17 protein-coding genes are annotated in these 18,448 nt (G+C 46.5%); 15 read left to right on the top strand and 2 right to left on the bottom strand.

Annotated elements, in window-relative coordinates:
- Positions 1-11 precede the first annotated feature (11 nt).
- Positions 12-719: a DUF975 family protein gene (locus tag NFR99_RS10300; protein ID WP_158604894.1), complete on the bottom strand. Its 708-nt coding sequence runs from the start codon at positions 717-719 to the stop codon at positions 12-14.
- 139 nt (positions 720-858) lie between these two features.
- Here NFR99_RS10300 and NFR99_RS10295 point away from each other — a divergent pair, with 139 nt between their 5' ends.
- Entirely contained in the window at positions 859-1,287 is a 429-nt protein-coding gene (locus NFR99_RS10295; RefSeq protein WP_251353561.1) for a DUF2752 domain-containing protein, read from the top strand.
- A 38-nt stretch (positions 1,288-1,325) separates the two neighbouring features.
- On the opposite strand, the gene NFR99_RS10290 is transcribed toward NFR99_RS10295, so the two are convergent.
- Positions 1,326-1,721, bottom strand: coding sequence for a DUF4190 domain-containing protein (locus tag NFR99_RS10290; RefSeq protein WP_120484494.1), 396 nt, complete (start codon positions 1,719-1,721; stop codon positions 1,326-1,328).
- A gap of 356 nt (positions 1,722-2,077) precedes the next feature.
- Here NFR99_RS10290 and NFR99_RS10285 point away from each other — a divergent pair, with 356 nt between their 5' ends.
- The 14 genes from NFR99_RS10285 (at position 2,078) to NFR99_RS10220 (ending at position 18,442) form a co-directional block, all read left to right on the top strand.
- Complete coding sequence (locus NFR99_RS10285; RefSeq protein WP_251353560.1) at positions 2,078-4,228, top strand: Tex family protein; 2,151 nt, start codon at positions 2,078-2,080, stop codon at positions 4,226-4,228.
- A 146-nt stretch (positions 4,229-4,374) separates the two neighbouring features.
- Positions 4,375-5,673 carry a bifunctional folylpolyglutamate synthase/dihydrofolate synthase gene (locus NFR99_RS10280; protein WP_251353559.1) on the top strand — a complete coding sequence of 433 codons (1,299 nt, stop codon included), beginning with the start codon at positions 4,375-4,377 and terminating at the stop codon, positions 5,671-5,673.
- 34 nt (positions 5,674-5,707) lie between these two features.
- Positions 5,708-5,863 (top strand): hypothetical protein, encoded by a 156-nt coding sequence (locus tag NFR99_RS10275; protein WP_168354797.1) that lies wholly within the window; start codon positions 5,708-5,710, stop codon positions 5,861-5,863.
- A 9-nt stretch (positions 5,864-5,872) separates the two neighbouring features.
- Positions 5,873-7,531 (top strand): tetratricopeptide repeat protein, encoded by a 1,659-nt coding sequence (locus tag NFR99_RS10270; protein WP_251353558.1) that lies wholly within the window; start codon positions 5,873-5,875, stop codon positions 7,529-7,531.
- 184 nt (positions 7,532-7,715) lie between these two features.
- On the top strand, positions 7,716-8,060 hold the full coding sequence (locus NFR99_RS10265; RefSeq protein ID WP_120484498.1) for an STAS domain-containing protein: 345 nt from the start codon (positions 7,716-7,718) through the stop codon (positions 8,058-8,060).
- Positions 8,057-8,503, top strand: a complete 447-nt coding sequence (gene spoIIAB / locus NFR99_RS10260) for an anti-sigma F factor (protein WP_135976106.1) — start codon at positions 8,057-8,059, stop codon at positions 8,501-8,503. The genes NFR99_RS10265 and spoIIAB overlap by 4 nt, the downstream gene beginning before the upstream one ends.
- A gap of 12 nt (positions 8,504-8,515) precedes the next feature.
- Complete coding sequence (gene sigF, locus NFR99_RS10255; protein WP_251353557.1) at positions 8,516-9,232, top strand: RNA polymerase sporulation sigma factor SigF; 717 nt, start codon at positions 8,516-8,518, stop codon at positions 9,230-9,232.
- A gap of 99 nt (positions 9,233-9,331) precedes the next feature.
- Entirely contained in the window at positions 9,332-9,493 is a 162-nt protein-coding gene (locus tag NFR99_RS10250; protein WP_158604895.1) for a hypothetical protein, read from the top strand.
- Positions 9,490-10,131: a stage V sporulation protein AA gene (locus tag NFR99_RS10245; RefSeq protein WP_120484502.1), complete on the top strand. Its 642-nt coding sequence runs from the start codon at positions 9,490-9,492 to the stop codon at positions 10,129-10,131. The genes NFR99_RS10250 and NFR99_RS10245 overlap by 4 nt, the downstream gene beginning before the upstream one ends.
- A gap of 20 nt (positions 10,132-10,151) precedes the next feature.
- Entirely contained in the window at positions 10,152-10,565 is a 414-nt protein-coding gene (locus NFR99_RS10240; protein ID WP_120484503.1) for a stage V sporulation protein AB, read from the top strand.
- A gap of 36 nt (positions 10,566-10,601) precedes the next feature.
- Positions 10,602-11,072, top strand: coding sequence for a SpoVA/SpoVAEb family sporulation membrane protein (locus NFR99_RS10235; protein WP_251353556.1), 471 nt, complete (start codon positions 10,602-10,604; stop codon positions 11,070-11,072).
- Positions 11,073-11,213: 141 nt separating this feature from the next.
- The gene (locus NFR99_RS10230; protein ID WP_251353555.1) at positions 11,214-14,870 is read left to right on the top strand and encodes a LamG-like jellyroll fold domain-containing protein; all 3,657 of its coding nucleotides are present in this window, start codon (positions 11,214-11,216) and stop codon (positions 14,868-14,870) included.
- Between the two features lie 91 nt (positions 14,871-14,961).
- Positions 14,962-16,200, top strand: coding sequence for a serine hydroxymethyltransferase (glyA, locus tag NFR99_RS10225; protein WP_120484506.1), 1,239 nt, complete (start codon positions 14,962-14,964; stop codon positions 16,198-16,200).
- Positions 16,201-16,474: 274 nt separating this feature from the next.
- The gene (locus tag NFR99_RS10220) at positions 16,475-18,442 is read left to right on the top strand and encodes a site-specific DNA-methyltransferase (RefSeq protein WP_251353554.1); all 1,968 of its coding nucleotides are present in this window, start codon (positions 16,475-16,477) and stop codon (positions 18,440-18,442) included.
- Positions 18,443-18,448 lie beyond the last annotated feature (6 nt).

Raw genomic sequence — 18,448 nt, 5'->3', positions numbered from 1 at the left:
CTGCAGGAAATTTAAATTTCCTGCAGCACGTTTCTGTAGAACAAGACGGACGTCATCTGCATGTATGGTATCAGCCAGAGCATGCCGATATAGCATGTGAGCAGAGAGAGGAGAATCAGGCCGAAAAAGCTAATCTGAAGATAGAAAAAGCGCACCCGGTTTCCTTTCATCAGCTGTCGGCTTTCGCGCATCAGCTGTATCACGCCTTTTTCCGGCGCATCAAGATATAAAAGCATAGCCAGTGCATAGTTCAGAGCCAGAATAATGGCAATAACGCAGCCGGTCAGAAGGACAAAAATACCAAGCGCGGACATGGCTATTACATGCATAAAGTTCGCTGCCAGTATGAGAAGAATCCCCGGAAGAACACATAAAAGCATCAGCAGGGCCATCAGAAGCATCAGCAGGATTACACGGTCAGGCTGGTTGGAAAAAGCGAAGCCCAGAGTTCCCAGGTGCGTTTCCTGTCCACGGCTGAAATTCAGGAACATTTTCAGATATCCCATGATGAGAAGACTGGACAGCAGTCCTACAATCAGGGAAGAGATGAAATACAGTGTCATGGAAACTGTGTTATTCAGAGGAAAAACCATATTCAGCGCAAGGGAAACTACAACAGAAATACCGCCGATAAGCAATCCGGCGCCAATAAACAGGCCATAGTGCCCAAGCAGCCGTTCCTTTGCCATGTATTTTAATTCAGAAGAAGATTTTTTCATGATATACACCTTGTCTTTCAGGATAAATTTAAGATTTCTCATGCAGATAAGTATAGCATAGCCAGAGGGGAAAAAGCAACTGCGGAAAGTCAAACCGCAATTTGAAAATTGAACTGTTAATACGTAAGGGAGAATTTTTATGAAGTATGCAGAAAAAGAAAGGCGGAGCCTCTATATTATAGGATGGCTGCTGCCTGGGATTGCGGAGGTATGCCTGCTGCTCTCAAAGGTGCTGGGAGTGGATTTGGGGCGCTTGGCGCTGCCCTGTATCTTTCACAGCGTTACAGGTCTATACTGCCCCGGGTGCGGGGGAACCAGGGCGCTGCGGCTGCTTTTGCATGGAGATATCCTGCAATCTTTGTATTATCATCCATTGGTGCTTTACGGTGCGGTGCTTTATGGGTGGTTTATGGTTTCCAACAGTGTGGAATATTTGAGCAGAGGAAAATACAAAATCGGAATGCGTTACCGTAAATGGTATGTAACAACAGGACTAATTCTTCTGATTCTGAATTTTTTGATAAAAAATGGGGCAATGCTCATTTGGCATTACCCCATGATAGAGTAAAGGGTTTATCACGGTTCAGATAAAACTGTTGCGGCAGTTTACAGGGTGTTTTCGAAATACTCCTGGTAATACTGATACTGCCGCTGGAATTCTCCATTGGATATGGTGGATGCAATCATGGCGATTGTCAGGAAAAGGGTGAGGCATAAACCGACGATGGAAAGGCTGAGGCCCGTTTTCGCCCGCCCCTGCATGGCTTTTCCTGTTTTTGAAAGAATAGCAAAGAGGATGCCCAGGCCGCCGAGAGGAATGCTGACGTAACAGCAGCAGCACAGTACCAGAGAAAGGATGCCAAGAACCAGGGACGCCGTGGCAAAAGTATTCGGCGGCTCTGGTTTTTGTTCTTCGAAATTCGGTTCATAGTGGTAAGTTCCGCGGTAATTATTTGTGGATGTATCATTATCGTCATAATGACAGTTGTATTTATCGTCCATAGAATCTCCTTTTTGCAAACCGTTCAGCCGTGTGGCGCAATCCATCGTTTTCAGAAACCGGGCTGAAGTTTGCCATGTATATTTTCCATAATAGCATAGACAAAGGAGAAACTCAAGTGATATACTGGGGAAGCAATTCTATTTTCGTAACAGTTCAGCCTTCGGCTTCACTGTTACGGAATCCAGCCCATTTAAAGTTTGCTTTCGCAAAGGGCTGGATTCTCTGGCTGAATTTACGCATTCTCACGGACTTTGCAGCAGGTGCAAAGTCCTGGGCTGAACTGTTGCCTATTTTCATTGAGGGCTGTACAGTAATGGGTTATCAAATAGAAATTTTTAGGTTATAAGGAGAAATCATGGATATTAATAAAGTACTCGCAAAGGAGCTTTCCGTTCAGTTCTGGCAGGTGGAAGCAGCAGTGAAACTGATTGACGAGGGCAATACGATCCCTTTTATTTCCCGATACCGTAAGGAGGCTACGGGAGCTTTGAATGATGAAGAGCTGCGCAAGCTGTTTGAACGTTTGAATTATCTGAGGAATTTGGAAGAGAAAAAGGCGCAGGTGATTGCCTCCATTGAGGAGCAGGAAAAAATGACAGAGGAGCTGCGCCGGCAGATTCTGGCGGCGGAGACTCTGGTTGTGGTAGAAGATTTGTACCGCCCATTCCGTCCGAAGCGCAGGACGAGGGCGATGATTGCGAGGGAAAAAGGGCTGGAGCCGCTGGCAAATCTTATCCGCCTCCAGATGATCAATCGTCCGGTGGAGGAAGAGGCAGAAGCTTTTTTATCAGAGGAAAAAGAAGTGCATACCCTGGAAGAAGCCGTGGCGGGGGCGAAAGACATTCTGGCGGAAGCTATTTCGGATGAGCCTTCCTACCGAATGAAAATTCGTAAAATGACGATGCAGGGCGGCAGGATTGTTTCAACGGCAAAGGATGCCGAGGCACAGTCCGTATATGAGATGTATTATGATTATGATGAAGCGATACAAAAAGCGGCAGGGCACCGGACGCTGGCGCTGAACCGAGGGGAGAAGGAAAAGTTTTTGACGGTGAAGGTGGAAGCGCCGCAGGATGATATTTTACAGTATCTTAGCCGCCAGGTGATTACGAGGGACAATCCTTATACCTCTCCGATTTTGCAGGAGGTTGTGGAGGACAGCTATAAGCGGCTGATTGCCCCGGCGATTGAGAGGGAAATACGGAATGAACTGACGGAAAAAGCAGAGGAAGGAGCGATTGCAGTATTTGGAAAGAACCTGGAGCAGCTTCTGATGCAGCCGCCGATTGCAGGGCAGACAGTGCTTGGCTGGGATCCGGCGTTCCGCACGGGGTGTAAGCTGGCGGTGGTTGACCCCACAGGAAAGGTGTTGGACACAAAAGTAATTTATCCGACGGCGCCGACAAATGAGAAAAAAATCCGCGCTGCAAAGGAGACAGTAAAACAGCTTATCCAAAAATATGGAGTCAGCCTGATTTCCGTTGGGAACGGAACGGCGTCCAGGGAATCTGAACAGGTCATTGTAGAAATGCTTGGGGAGATTCAGGAGCCTGTGCAGTATGTGATTGTCAATGAAGCAGGGGCTTCAGTCTACTCTGCAAGTAAGCTGGCAACAGAAGAGTTTCCGGATTTTGATGTGGCGCAGCGGAGCGCAGTATCTATCGCGCGGCGTATTCAGGATCCTCTGGCGGAGCTGGTGAAGATTGACCCCAAGTCTATCGGCGTAGGCCAGTATCAGCATGATATGAACCAGAAGCGGCTGGGGGATACACTGGGCGGCGTGGTAGAGGATTGTGTAAATAAGGTAGGCGTGGATTTGAATACAGCGTCTGCGCCCTTAATGGAGTATGTGTCAGGAATATCGAAGGCAGTTGCGAAAAATATCGTGGCATACCGAGAGGAGAACGGCCGGTTTACAGAGCGGAAACAGCTTTTGAAAGTGGCAAAGCTGGGGGCGAAGGCATACGAACAGTGCGCCGGGTTTATGCGCATTCAGGGAGGCGGAAATCCTCTTGACGCTACCAGCGTCCATCCGGAGAGCTACGGTGCGGCAATGCTGCTGCTGGAAAAACTGGACTGCCGGACGGAGGATCTTACAGGCGGGAAACTTGCCGGGATTTCGAAAAAGGTAAAGGATTATAAAAAAATGGCGGAGACGCTGGGCATTGGTGAAATGACCCTGCGCGACATTGTAAAGGAGTTGGAGAAACCGGGGCGTGACCCCAGGGAGGATATGCCGAAGCCTATTTTGCGCAGCGACGTACTGGATATGAAGGACTTGGCTCCGGGTATGATGTTGAAGGGAACAGTACGCAATGTCATTGATTTTGGTGCGTTTGTAGATATCGGTGTCCATCAGGACGGATTAGTTCATATTTCTGAGCTTTCTGCAAAGAAATTTGTGAAACACCCTCTGGAGGTCGTGAGCGTCGGGGATATCGTGGATGTGAAAGTGCTGAGCGTGGATTTGAAGAAAAAGAGGATAGCGCTGACAATGAAACTGTAAAGCGCTGCCTGCACACCCCGGTATGTTTTGCAGGGCATTCTGTGTTACCATGAGCAGTAACGTTATGCGAATCCTACCGAATTTTGCGAAAGAATTTACTTGCATATTATTTTGGCTATATTATAATGGATAAGGACTTAAATACAATGGTGAAAGATATGAACTATACAGAAGCAGTGGAATATATTTTAAGCGTTCCGAAGTTTACAAAGAAGAATAAAATGGAAAATACCGTAGAACTGATGGAACGCCTGGGGCGGCCGGAGCGGGACCTGAAGGTGATCCATGTGGCGGGGACGAACGGCAAAGGATCTGTATGCGCGTTTCTTTCTACGATGCTGGTATGGGGGAGAAAAAGGACGGGGCTGTTTACGTCGCCGCATCTGGTGAAAATCAATGAGCGTTTTCAGATTGACAACGTTCCAGTGAAAGATGGGGATTTCTTAAAGGCATATCTCAAGGTTCAGAAAGCAGTAGAAGGTATGCAGAAAGACGGTTTTGCCCATCCTACTTATTTTGAGCTGCTGTTTGCAATGGCAATGGTAATTTTTAAAGAAAAGCAGGTGGAATATGCCGTGGTAGAGACGGGGCTTGGAGGGCGTCTTGACGCCACGAACATGGTGGAGAAACCGATTGCCACGGTGATTACATCTATCAGCCTTGACCACACAGAAATCCTGGGAGAAACTATAGAAGAAATCGCGTTTGAGAAAGCAGGAATCATAAAACCTCATGTACCTGTTATCTATGACGGGCACTGCAAGGAGGCAGAAAAGGTAATTCTTGCCAGGGCAGAAGCGCTGGATGCACCGGTCAGTGCTCTTCGTGAGGAAATGTATGAAATTTTAGGGAACACGGAGAAAAGCATTGATTTTTGGCTGGATAATGGGTATAGTGTACATACGCGGGTGACGGTCCCGTATCTGGCGCATTATCAGGTTATCAACAGTGCGTTGGCGCTGCTGGCGATGGAGGTTATCGATAGCGGGATTCCTATGGAAACCTGTGTACGGGCAGTGAAGGAGACGGCATGGCAGGGACGTATGGAAACGGTGATGCCCGGCGTAGTATTTGACGGTGCGCACAATGCAGACGGGGTACGCGAGTTTGTACGGACAGTATGCCGTGTCCGGAAAGACAGGCCCGTGACACTGCTGTTTTCGGCAGTAATGGAAAAGGATTACGAAAAAATGATAGAAACCATCTGCGCACAGACGGAATTTGCCCATGTGGTAGTGACGGAAATCGCCGGGGAGCGGAATGTTCCGGCAGAGAGGCTGGCAGAGGTATTCCGCAGGTATGTAAAAGCGCCGGTAGAAGCTGTTCCACAGGTTAAGGACGCGTTTCGAAGAGCGCTGGAGGAGAAGCGGGACAGTATGTTGTTTTGCGTCGGCTCCCTGTATCTGGTAGGGGAGTTGAAAGGCTTGCTGGCAAAAGGGCTGTGAAGAAGGGGCAGCAGTTGGTTTTAGGAGGGGACAGATGATTAATTATGAAGAGGAGTTAAAGAAATTCCATCCGAGCCTGGATGTAAATGAGGCAGAGGATGCCATTTATAACAGGGACTTGACAGATGTGACGGATATTTTGCGGGAATTGATAATGGACGAAAAGAAAAAGGGCAAGAATTTCAAATAAGGGGTAAATATGAATTGTATTTTCTGCGGGACTCCGCTTTCGGAGCATGATTACTGTAAGGGCTGCGGGGCAGATACCACACTGCTGAAAAGGATTGCCAGGATTTCCAACCTGCTGTATAACCAGGGGCTGGAGAAGGCGATGGTGCGGGATTTGTCGGGGGCTATCGTATGCCTGAAGAGGAGCCTGAAATTTAATAAAGACAATATAGATGCGAGAAACCTGCTGGGGCTTGTTTACTATGAAACAGGAGAAGTAGTTTCCGCGCTGAGTGAATGGGTTATCAGCAAAAACAAGAGCACGCAGAATAATCTGGCGGATGTTTACATAGACAAGCTCCAGTCTAATAAGAATAAACTGGATTTGATTAACCAGACAATAAAGAAGTACAACCAGGCTTTACTGTACTGCCGGCAGGACAATGAGGACATGGCGGTTATCCAGCTTAAGAAGGTACTGAACCAGAACCCTCAGCTTATCAAAGCGTATAACCTGCTGGCGCTTCTGCATCTGAAACGGCAGGAGTATGAGAAGGCGAGGAAGCTGTTAAAGCGGGCGGCATACATTGACGCTACGAACACTACGACTCTGCGCTATCTGCAGGAAGTGGAGGCGGCTACCGGAATCAGCACCAGCCTGGATATGAAACGGAAGAAAAAGTATGCTAAGGAAAAAGTAAATAAACTGACGGGTACGACTACCTATATGAGCGGGAATGAGATGATTATTCAGCCCACGACTTTTCGGGACAGCTCGGCGGTGGCTACGTTTATTAATATTTTCCTGGGCGTTCTCTTGGGAGGGGCAGTGGTATGGTTTCTGGTAGTGCCGGGAACCAGGCAGAGCATTAATGCGTCTGCGAATAAGCAGGTAACGGATGCGAACTCGAAAATGGCGTCTGAGGCTTCCAAAGTACAGGGGCTGGAGGATGAAATTTCAGATTACCAGGCGAAGGTAGATGCAGCGAACCAGACAATGGAGGAAGCCAATGCGAAGGCGGAATCTTATGAGGAACTGCTGGCAGCGGCAGACTTGTATATATCGAATCCGAACAACCAGGCGCAGGCGGCCGAAGCGCTGGGCGAGATTAAAGCCGAAAGCCTGAGCGGGGCGGCGCAGGATTTGTATGACCATATGATGGAAGCCATCAGTGATTATGTATATAATGATGCGATCAATGCGGCAAATACGGCGTATACCAACAAGAATTATCAGGAAGCGATTGAGCAGTATGAGAAAGCGCTGGAAGCAAAGCCGGGAGATGAATGGGCGCTGCTTTATCTGGGGCATGCTTATTATGCAGTGCAGGATACGGCAAATGCAGACGATGTGTTTAATGAACTGATTCAGAAATATCCGGCAAGGGAAGCAGAAGTGCGTCCGTATATCAGCGGAACATCATCGGGCGGTACGAGGCGGAGCGGAGATGATAGCCAGGATACAGTCGGCGGAGACAATGCAGGAGATGAAGACAGCCGGGAGCCGGGCAGCGGAAACGGCGCAGGAGATGAAGGCGGCCAGGGCACAGGCAGCGGAAACGGCGCAGGAGATGAAGGCGGCCAGGGCACGGGCAGCGGAGACAATGCAGGGGATGAAGACAGCCAGGAGCCGGGCAGCAGCGGGGATATAGACCGTACAGGCGGCGGGCGCCTGGGATTTGTAGAGTAATATACGGCAGAGAAACCTCCGGGAAGGGGCGTATGCGGGGCATACGTCTCTTTTTGCCTTATCAGGAAGCGATAGGTCTGTTTTCTGTAAAGGAAAAATTTTCCAGGCAGGCATCTAAGTATTTTTTGACTGATTTGAATGAGGGCCGGCGGCAGCATAAATATCGGCATGAGGGGAGATTTGTATGGAGAAATGTGTGGAAGTATCAGGTACTACGCTGGTGATTAAAGTTCCCAGAGAACTGGATCATCACAGTGCGGAGTATCTTCGTGGGGAAGCGGACAGGATTCTTGGGGAAAAGAGCATCCGCAGCATTGTTTTTGATTTTGAAAAGACAAGCTTTATGGACAGCTCAGGAATCGGGCTGATTATGGGGCGGTATAAAAATATTCGGTTTACCGGGGGAAAGGTGACTGCAATCCGGGCAAATGAACAGATCCGCAGGATACTGACCCTCTCAGGAATGCACAAAGTCATAGAAATTTATGAGGGAGAGCCGGAAGTATTGGAGAGGGGGCAAAGAAGATGAGCAGCGCGAATGAAATGAAGCTGGAGTTTGACAGTCGTTCCTGCAATGAGGGTTTTGCCCGCGTGGCGGTGGCGGCATTTATGACACAGATGAACCCGACGCTGGAAGAGGTGGCTGATGTAAAAACCGCGCTGTCCGAAGCAGTGACGAATTCTATCGTTCACGGCTATGAAGGAGAAGTGCAGAAGATTATTGTAGAATGCCGGATTGAGGGGAAAGAGCTTCGGGTTACAGTGATTGATAAAGGCTGCGGGATTGAAGACGTGGCGCAGGCCATGGAGCCGATGTTTACCACAAAGCCTGATGCGGAGCGTTCCGGTATGGGGTTTGTGTTTATGGAAGCGTTCATGGATGAGGTGCGGGTAGAGTCTGTACCGGGAAAGGGAACGTGCGTATTTATGAGAAAGAAAGTCGGGCAGCCGGCAGATGAATTTAACCAGTGAAAGGACGGGCCAATGGAACATACCCTTGCGTTAATCGAAAAAGCACACGGAGGGGATAAAGAGGCGAGAGAAACACTGGTAGAAGAAAATATGGGTCTGGTATATACGATTGTGCGGCGCTTTGCAGGACGGGGCCATGAGATGGAGGATTTAATCCAGATAGGCAGTATCGGGCTGATTAAGGCGATTGATAAATTTAATTCTGCGTTTGATGTAAAGTTTTCCACTTATGCAGTTCCCATGATAGCCGGAGAAATCAAGCGTTTCCTGCGGGATGACGGGATGATAAAGGTGAGCCGGAGCCTGAAAGAGACTGCGGGAAAAGCATATATGGTAAAAGAGGCTCTGGAGAAAAAGTATGGACGTGAGCCAAGCCTGGAAGAGATTTCGGAGGAGATTGGGGCATCCAGGGAGGATATTGTGCTGGCGATGGAATCAGCGGCGGAGGTAGAATCTCTCCATAAAACGATATACCAGGGGGACGGAAATGCAATTTCTTTGATGGACAAGCTGGAAGAACAGGGAAACCCGAATGAGGAATTATTGAATCATATGGTGTTGAACGATGTTATACAGACGCTTCATGAGGAGGAGCGGATGCTGATCAGGCTGCGTTACTTTGAGGATAAGACGCAGATGGAAGTAGCGAGAGCGCTTGGAATGTCCCAGGTGCAGGTATCGCGGTATGAAAGGAAGATATTAAAAAAAATGCGGGGAAGGATTTCATGACTTCCCCGCATTTTTTGGGGAAAATAGGGAATAATGGTTATTGTGAACAGAGTGAACAGTAAACGGATGATGATAAAAAGAAAGATGGAGGGATGTATCATGAGAAAAAGGAAGATGGTTACCTGCCTGACAGTGTTGGCACTTGTGGCAGTTCTGGCAGGGATTTTCTATTATATTTCCTATGTAAATAACAGTTCTTCTGAGAAACGGGGAACTTTGGTGCGTGCATTCACGCAGAAAGTGGATGAGTGCTGCATATGACAAATGATACCTTATATTTAAAAATTGACCAGAATGTACAGGTACACGATACGCATATAACCCTGGGGGATATCGCACAGCTCACTTGCAGTAACAAGGAGATAGAGAACAGGGTGAAAACCGTGAAAGTAAAAGAAGCTGCCAATGGGAAACCGGGACGCCATGCGATGTCAGTCATGGAGTTGATAGAGGCTGTACAGAAAGAATTTCCAAGCCTTGAAGTCAATAATATCGGGGAAGCGGATTTTATCATAACATATGAGAATCCGAAGCAGCCGAAAGAAGCAGTCAGCTGGTTAAAGACCGTGTGTGTATGTTTTCTGGCGTTTTTCGGAGCGGCGTTTACCATTATGACTTTTAATAATGATGTAGATATCCCTAAGCTGTTTGGACAGCTTTATATGCAGTTTACAGGGCGGCAGTCAGATGGGTTTACGATCCTGGAGCTTACTTACTCTATCGGTGTGGGAATTGGTATTTTGTTGTTTTTTAATCATTTTGCCGGAAAAAAGATTACAGCCGACCCTACGCCTATGGAAGTGGAAATGCGTCTGTACGAGGATGACATTAACAATACGCTGATTGAATCAAGCAGCCGGAGTCCGAAGAAAAAAGGAAAAGCCGGGGCGAAATCATAAACACGAGGAGGCATAGGGGTATGGCGATGCAGGTTTTACTGGGGGTTATCGGGCTAAGCAGTGGGTTTATTGTAGCGGGCGGAGTGATTGCGCTTATTGTTGGCCTGGGTATTATTACCCGGTATGCGGGGATTACCCACACGGGGCAGAAGGTGTGGCTGTACGAGGACGCGGTACTGCTGGGCGGGCTGGCAGGGAATATTTTGACAGTTTACCGGGTCAACGCAGGTCTGGGAAGCGTAGGTCTGGCTGTTATGGGACTGTTCTGTGGTATTTTCGTGGGAAGCTGGATTCTGGCCCTGGCTGAGATTGTAAATATTTTCCCGGTATTTTCCAGGCGCCTGGGACTGACAAAAGGAATGAGCATCCTGGTGCTTGCAGTGGCGGTCGGAAAGGTAACCGGGAGCCTGCTGCATTTCTATATGCGCTGGTAGCAGGGTATCTTATAGAAGAGAAAGGAATAGTAAGATATGGCAGATGTATTAAAAGAACAAAAAAACCAGAAGTATAATGAATATGTCAAACAGGTAACACCTACTCACAGCCTGCCGGCAAATATGGCGAAAGCATTTTTGATGGGAGGGATAATCTGCATTATTGGGCAGTTTATTCTGAATGTATGCGGGAATCTGGGGCTGGATAAAGATGCCGCGGGAAGCTGGTGTTCTCTGGTTTTGATTTTGCTGAGCGTCATATTGACAGGGTTTGGAATTTATCCAAAGCTGGCGAAGTTTGGAGGGGCAGGGACATTAGTTCCGATTACCGGATTTGCGAACTCTGTGGCAGCTTCGGCTATTGAGTTTCAGAAAGAGGGCCAGGTATTTGGAATTGGCTGCAAGATTTTTACTATAGCGGGGCCGGTTATCCTGTATGGGATTTTTTCAAGCTGGGCGCTGGGATTTGGGTATTGGATTGGAAAAATGATTGGAATTTGTGGATAGCCTGGGTGGGAAATAGGGGGAATCGTATAGCAGTTCAGTTGAGAAATGAACTGCTATACGATAACGAGGCCACATTGAAGATATTACTTTTAAAGTTGAAAACTGTGTGGTATACTTAAAGAAAAATATAGGAGGGAAACTATGAAGAGAAGGTCTAAACGGGTAGTTCCGTTGGTTTTGACTGTATGTCTGGGAATCAGCGGCGTGCTGCCTCACGCGGGGGGCATGCAGGCGAAAGCGGCAGCCAGCCTGGAGGATGGGCTGGTAGGATATTGGAACTTTGACGGCGATACGGATGAGGCGCGGTTACAGAACCGGGCGTCCGGCTCCAATATTGCAGCAGAAAAGTCGGGAAGCGGCGTGACGCTGAAAAGCGGGGACGGTATAGACGGAGGAAGCGCTTATTTCGGCAAAGCTGCGAATTCTTATATTAAGTTAAATCTGAGAGCGGCAGGAGCGGGCTTGAACGCTTCCACAGATGATTTTACATTTTCTGCCTGGGTGAAATATGACAGTGACGCTTTAAATGGTGATAAGATTAACCTTTTTCAGCAAACGGCAGATGTATCCAATACAGGGGCAGACGGACGGACGATTCTTTATCTGAACACAGGAAAAAAATATGGTACTTTTCTGACAGGGGCGGATGCGGTATGTGACGGCGCTACAGTTGCCATGAACAATTGGCATCACATAGCGGTTACTTATGAGCATACGGCAAAGAAGATGCAGTTCTATGTGAACGGAAGCTTTGTGACAGAGAGTACGCTTGCCGGGACGGCTGTAAATACAGCAACAGATATTCTGGTGGGTATTCATAAAAATATGAATGCCGTGGGAGCAATTAAGGGATATGTAGATGAGCTGCGCTACTATAATAAAGTGGTGAATGCAGACACAGTGAAAGCAATATATGATGAATTTGGGCTGGCAGAGGGCCTGCGTGCATTGATTGAGGAGGCAGAGGGCCTGCTTGAGAGCGGAAATGCTTCAGAGGAAGCGACGGCAGATATGCAGGCAGCGATAAATGCAGCAAGGGAATTATTAAACGGAGGAACGGCGTCAAAGGAACAGCTTGAGGAGAAAATACAGCAGCTTCAGGCAGCCGTGGAGGCGTATCAGAGAGCGTCCGTGGTTACGATAGCCGTGGACACAACGGATGTAGTGCGTGAGATTCCGTCTGCTATGTTTGGAATTAACCACCGTTATCATAAAGACGGATATGGGAGCTGGGATACAAGCACGCATTCCATTGCGGACGCATTTAACGCGCTTTCTAAAGAAGCAAAATTCGGTTCCGTGCGCTATCCGGGAGGTACGGTGTCCAATCTTTTTACATGGAAAGATGCCATTGGACCTCTGGAGGAGAGAAATCCTACGATTGCAGGAAATAACTTTTACTCTGCGGCAGGGGAAACGCCGGTAGCTCCTGCTTTTGGAGTGGATGAAGCGATGAAATGGATTTATGACGATTTAGGCTCAGAGGCAATCTTTGTCTATGGTCTGGGGCGGGGAAATCCCCAGGATGCAGCGGACCTGGTAGAATATCTGAATGCACCCAATGACGGAAGCAATCCGGGCGGCGGCGTGGACTGGGCGGCGGTACGTGCACAGAATGGGCATGAAGAGCCTTATGGAGTCGTTCGCTTTGAGATGGGAAATGAGTTCAGCGATGTGGGGCAGGATTACTGGATGGCAGGGAAAGGAAGTCTGAGTGCAGTAGACGCCTACATAGACGGCGGAATCATGACTTATACAGCAGGGCAGACATCCTACTACCAAAATACGACGAACGTAGCAAAGAAAGCAGACTGGCGGGCTGCCGCATCGAACAGTGACGGAAATCCAAATGAGGAACGCTATGTGTACTGGGTTCCTGTTGTGGAGGACAGCGCTACGGTATCTGTGGCGGGGACGGCATGGAGAATCGTAGATTCCCTGGAAGGGCAGGGGACGGAAAATGTGTGTACCTTTGATTACGAAACGGGAAAGATTACATTTGGTGATGGCACGAACGGAAATATCCCGGCAGCGGGGGCAAAGATTACATGTACATACCAGTCGCAGCAGGCGGGATTTGTGGATTACTATGACGCTATGAAAGCGGTGGCAGATGAGATTGGAATGGACATCGAGATTTATTCCGGCATTGTAGACAGGGATCAGAAGAGTTTTATAACAAAAATGAATCAGAAGGGATACAACGATAAATATGACGGCGTGATTATCCATCCATATAGCAGTTTTTCAAGTGCAGCTCAATATGAAGATTCTCTGGTAACTGCAAAGCAGAAGACAGACTATGTAGCGTCTCATAAGGATGCTATGATGGAGGCTACAGGCGATAACAGTAAAAAGGTAGCGATTTCGGAATTTGGCATTAATACGCAAAGCAATTATGTTACTTCCCTGGGAACGGCAATTTATATCGCAAACCATATGGTTGACGGCGTAAATGCCGGGGCAGCGTACCAGAATAAGCATTGCCTGGTGGACTTCACAGTGGGAGATAACCTCGGGGCATGGCATCAGTGCGTCATCCAGTGCCATAATTCAGAAGATGGATACAAATATGTAGCGACCCCATCTTTGCATTTGTTTTCTCTTTTCAACAATATGACAGGGAATGTACAGGTGAATCAGGAAATCAGCGGAAACGGGGACTACTGTGGCAGCAACAATAGTATAGTCAAAAATGTGAATATTTATTCTACTAAAGATGAAAAGGGCAATACTTATGTACTGTGTATCAACAATAAGAAATCAGATACTTCCTTTGTAAGTATATCTGTGGATGACAGAGATTTGACGGGGGAAGAAATCACAGTATGGGAGTTAGGTTCTGAAAATGTAGATGACATGAATACGCTGGCTGAGCCGGATAAAGTAACAGTGCAGAAAACCAGTGTGACGGGGAATGGGACAGCGCTGGTGTATACGCTTCCTGCGCATTCGGTTACCAGCTTTAAGATTCCACAGGAAAAAGTAGCCGTTACGGTGTCTGCCACAGAAGGAGGAAGCGCCAGCGGGAGCGTAAGTAAGGTGGAAATCGGAAGTGAAGTAACAGTTACGGCGGTGCCGGAGAAAGATTATGAGTTTACCGGATGGTACAAGGGAGAAACGAAAGTATCTGAAGATGCGGCTTATACATTCACTGTCACGGAAGCAGTGGAATTGACGGCAAGATTTAAGAAAAAACCAGAGCCGGATGATCCGAAGCCGGATGATCCCAAACCGCCGGTGCCAGGTGATCCGAAGCCAGATGATCCCAAACCGCCGGTGCCGAGTGATCCGAAGCCAGATGATCCCAAACCGCCAGTGCCGGATAATCCGAAACCATCCGTTCCGAAACAGGGAACTTCCATTCCTTCCGGAGCGGTAGAGTATAAAGTTACACGGTCTGATGAAAAAGGCGGAACAGTGACGGTATCTAAGGCTGCAAAAGGAAAATCAGTGAAATCGCTTAATATCCCGGATACCATTAAATGGGAGGGGTATACCTTCAGGATAACGGAAATAGCAGCAAAGGCTTTCCGGAATAATAAAAAAATTACTTCCGTCAATATAGGGGCAAATATCACCAAAATCGGAGCACAGGCATTCTTTAAGTGCAGCAAGCTTAAGAAGATTGTCTTTAAAGGCAAGAAGGCGCCGAAAGTTTCTTCAAAAGCATTTAAGGGAATAGCGAAAAACTGTAAAGTATATGTTACAAAGAAAATGCCGAAAAAACAGGTGAAGATTTTGCAGACGAGGCTTAAGAAAGCCGGAGTTAAGAGCAAAGTAAAATATAAGAAATAAATTGACAATGCGGTGCAAAACAGATAAGATAAGTAAGGTATATCACAGCGGTGAGGCACCGCATGTATAAAAGTGTAAGGAGGAAATTTCTATGTATTCACTGGAGGAAGTGCGGGCAGTCGATCCGGAAATCGCTGATTCAATTGTCCGGGAGGAAGAACGCCAGAATAGCCATATTGAACTGATTGCTTCAGAAAACTGGGTGACAAAAGCTGTCATGGCAGCTATGGGAAGTCCGTTGACGAATAAATACGCAGAGGGGTATCCGGGAAAACGTTATTATGGAGGATGCCAGTGCGTAGATGAAGTAGAGAATCTGGCTATGGAGAGGGCAAAGAAGATTTTTGGCTGTACTTATGCGAATGTCCAGCCTCATTCAGGCGCACAGGCAAATATGGCAGTATTTTTGGCAATGCTTGAAGCAGGAGACACAGTTATGGGCATGAATCTGGCTCATGGCGGGCATCTGACGCATGGAAGCCCTGCAAACTTCTCAGGTATCTATTTCAACATCGTGCCGTATGGCGTAAATGATGATGGTGTGATTGATTATGACAAAGTAAGGGAAATCGCTCTGGAATGTAAACCGAAACTGATTGTAGCAGGCGCCAGTGCATATGCACGTACCATTGATTTCAAGAAGTTCAGGGAAATTGCAGACGAAGCAGGCGCTTACCTGATGGTAGATATGGCGCATATCGCAGGACTGGTAGCTGCCGGGCTGCATCCAAGCCCTATTCCTTATGCGGACGTGACAACAACGACCACGCATAAGACGCTGCGAGGCCCGAGGGGAGGAATGATTCTTTCCAGTGAAGAGACAGCAAAGAAATTTAACTTTAATAAAGCAGTATTCCCAGGCGTGCAGGGCGGTCCGCTGATGCATGTTATTGCAGCAAAAGCCGTATGTTTCAAGGAAGTGCTTTCTGACGAGTATAAAGTATATCAGCAGAACATCGTGAAAAATGCACAAGCGCTCTGTAAAGGGCTGATGAGCCGCGGTATTAAAATCGTTTCCGGCGGAACGGACAATCATCTGATGCTGGTAGATTTGGTAGATGCCGGAAGGACAGGAAAAGAAGTAGAGAATCTTCTGGACAGTGTGAATATTACATGTAATAAAAACACGATTCCGAATGACCCGAAATCAGCATTCGTGACCAGCGGCGTCCGCTTGGGAACCCCGGCGGTTACTGCGAGGGGCATGAAAGAAGAAGATATGGATGTTATCGCAGAGGCTATCGCCCTGATGATAAAAGACCCAGAGGCAAGCCAGGAGAAAGCGAAAGAGCTGGTTGCAGGGCTGACTGCAAAGTATCCGTTAATTTAAAGTATAAAAAATCTGCCCTTACTGAAAGGGCAGATTCAGACTGTAGACAAAGTCCCGGCGAAAACCGGGCTTTTCTATATTTATAGTAGATTTATATTGCTTGTGGATCAGGCGTGGATTGGATATAAAGAAGCAGCGGTTTCCGGTATGTCAGATGATGTTTCTAAATTGAAAATATTTGAGTTTGATCATCGAATGCAAACATACTGTAGGCTTCTGGGGTATAAAAGCATCCGGCAATTTGCAGAAGGCAGTACAAAAGGGAGATGTAGAAATGGAAAAGATGAAAATGGAAACTATTGATATAGTTTCACATAATGTCGCTCAGCTGGGAAAGTTATTTCCTAACTGTGTTTCTGAAATAATAGATTCAAATGGAAGTCGTAAGCTTGCAGTTAATATGGAAGTTCTGCAGCAAATGTTAACGGATACAGTGTTGCCAGGAGATGAATCTTATGAGTTTTCATGGGTCGGAAAGAAAGCTGCAATTGCGGAGGCTCATAAGATTATTAGAAAAACACTGAGACCTGATATTCCTGAAAGTAGAGATTGGGATATTACTGAAAATCTGTATATAGAAGGAGACAATTTAGAGGCATTAAAATTGCTTCAAGAAAGTTATTTGGCGGCTGTTAAACTCATTTATATTGATCCGCCATATAATACAGGTCATGATTTTGTATATCCGGATTCATTTATAATGGATAATGAAGAATACGCGAACGGAACTGGGTATTTTGACGAAGACGGAAACGTTAATTTTTGCAGAGAGAATAGTGAAACCGCCGGAAAATATCATTCTGACTGGTGTTCAATGATTTATTCAAGACTTATGCTTGCAAGAAATTTGCTTACAGAGGATGGTTTGATTCTTATCAATATGGACGAGAACGAGATAAGCAATTTGCAGAAAATATGTGCTGAGGTATTTGGCGAAGCAAATGATTTGGGAACCATTGTTTGGGACAAGAGGAATCCTAAGGGTGATGCAAGGGGGGTTTCGTATCAGCACGAATATATAGTTGTTTATGCAAAGAATAAGGCAGCGTTTACTGAAAAATGTAAAATGCGGAGACCTAAGAAAAATGCTGAAACAATAATAAAAAAAGCGATACAGATTTTTTCTAAATTAGGAAGCAGCTATACACTGGATGATGCTAATGCTGAATTTTCAGCATGGATGAGAATGCAGAATGATTTTAGCGGAGGTGAGAAGGCATATAACAAGATTGATGAAAATGGAGATGTGTATCGTCCTGTTTCGATGGCATGGCCTAATAAAAAGAAAGCTCCGGATGATTACTTTATTCCATTGATTCATCCTATTACTAACAAGCCTTGTCCTGTACCAGATAGAGGCTGGAGAAATCCTTCTGCAACCATGAAAAAGATGATGGAAGAAGGAAGAATACTATTTGGAAAGGATGAAACGACAATTCCAAATAGCAAATATTTGCTGAAGGATAATATGTATGAAAACATTCCTTCCCTTTTATACTATGGCGGTAGTGATACAGATATGCTTTCTCAAATGAAAATTCCTTTTGATACCCCTAAGGTGGTAAACATTTGCAAGGAACACATAAAGTCCTTTACAAGTGAAGGCGATTTAATATTGGATTTTTTTTCAGGTTCAGCTACTTTGGCCCATGCAATTATGCAGGCAAATGCAGAAGATAATCTTAAAAGAAAATATATTATGGTTCAAATTCCAGAAACAATTGCGGACAACACTGAGGCATATCGTCAAGGATATAGGAATATCTGCCAGATAGGAAAAGACAGAATAAGAAGAGCCGGAGACCTTATAAAAAAAGAAACTGGCGCGGGTATTGATTATGGATTTAGAGTATTGAAAGTCGATGATACCAATATGAAGGATGTATATTATTCAGCTGAGGAATATTCGCAGAATCTATTGCCCATGTTGGAGTCAAATATAAAGGAAGATCGTACAGATTTAGACCTCTTGTTTGGTTGTCTGCTTGAATGGGGACTTCCTCTGTCACTGCCGTACAGCTCGGATAAAATGGACGGATGTACAGTGCATAATTATAACGATGGAGATCTTGTCGCATGCTTTGATGAAAATGTACCGGATAGTGTTATTAAGGAAATTGCCAAGATGCAGCCACTGCGTGCAGTATTCCGTGACAGTAGTTTTGCTAACAGCCCTTCCAAAATTAATGTTGGAGAAATCTTTAAGCTTATGACACCAGACACTACCGTAAAAGTTATCTAAGGGGGA

This window comes from Hominisplanchenecus murintestinalis (assembly GCF_943193015.1).
Taxonomy (GTDB): domain Bacteria; phylum Bacillota; class Clostridia; order Lachnospirales; family Lachnospiraceae; genus Hominisplanchenecus_A; species Hominisplanchenecus_A murintestinalis.
The sequence above is the reverse complement of the archived record's forward strand: the minus strand, read 5'-3'. Positions and strand labels throughout refer to the sequence as shown.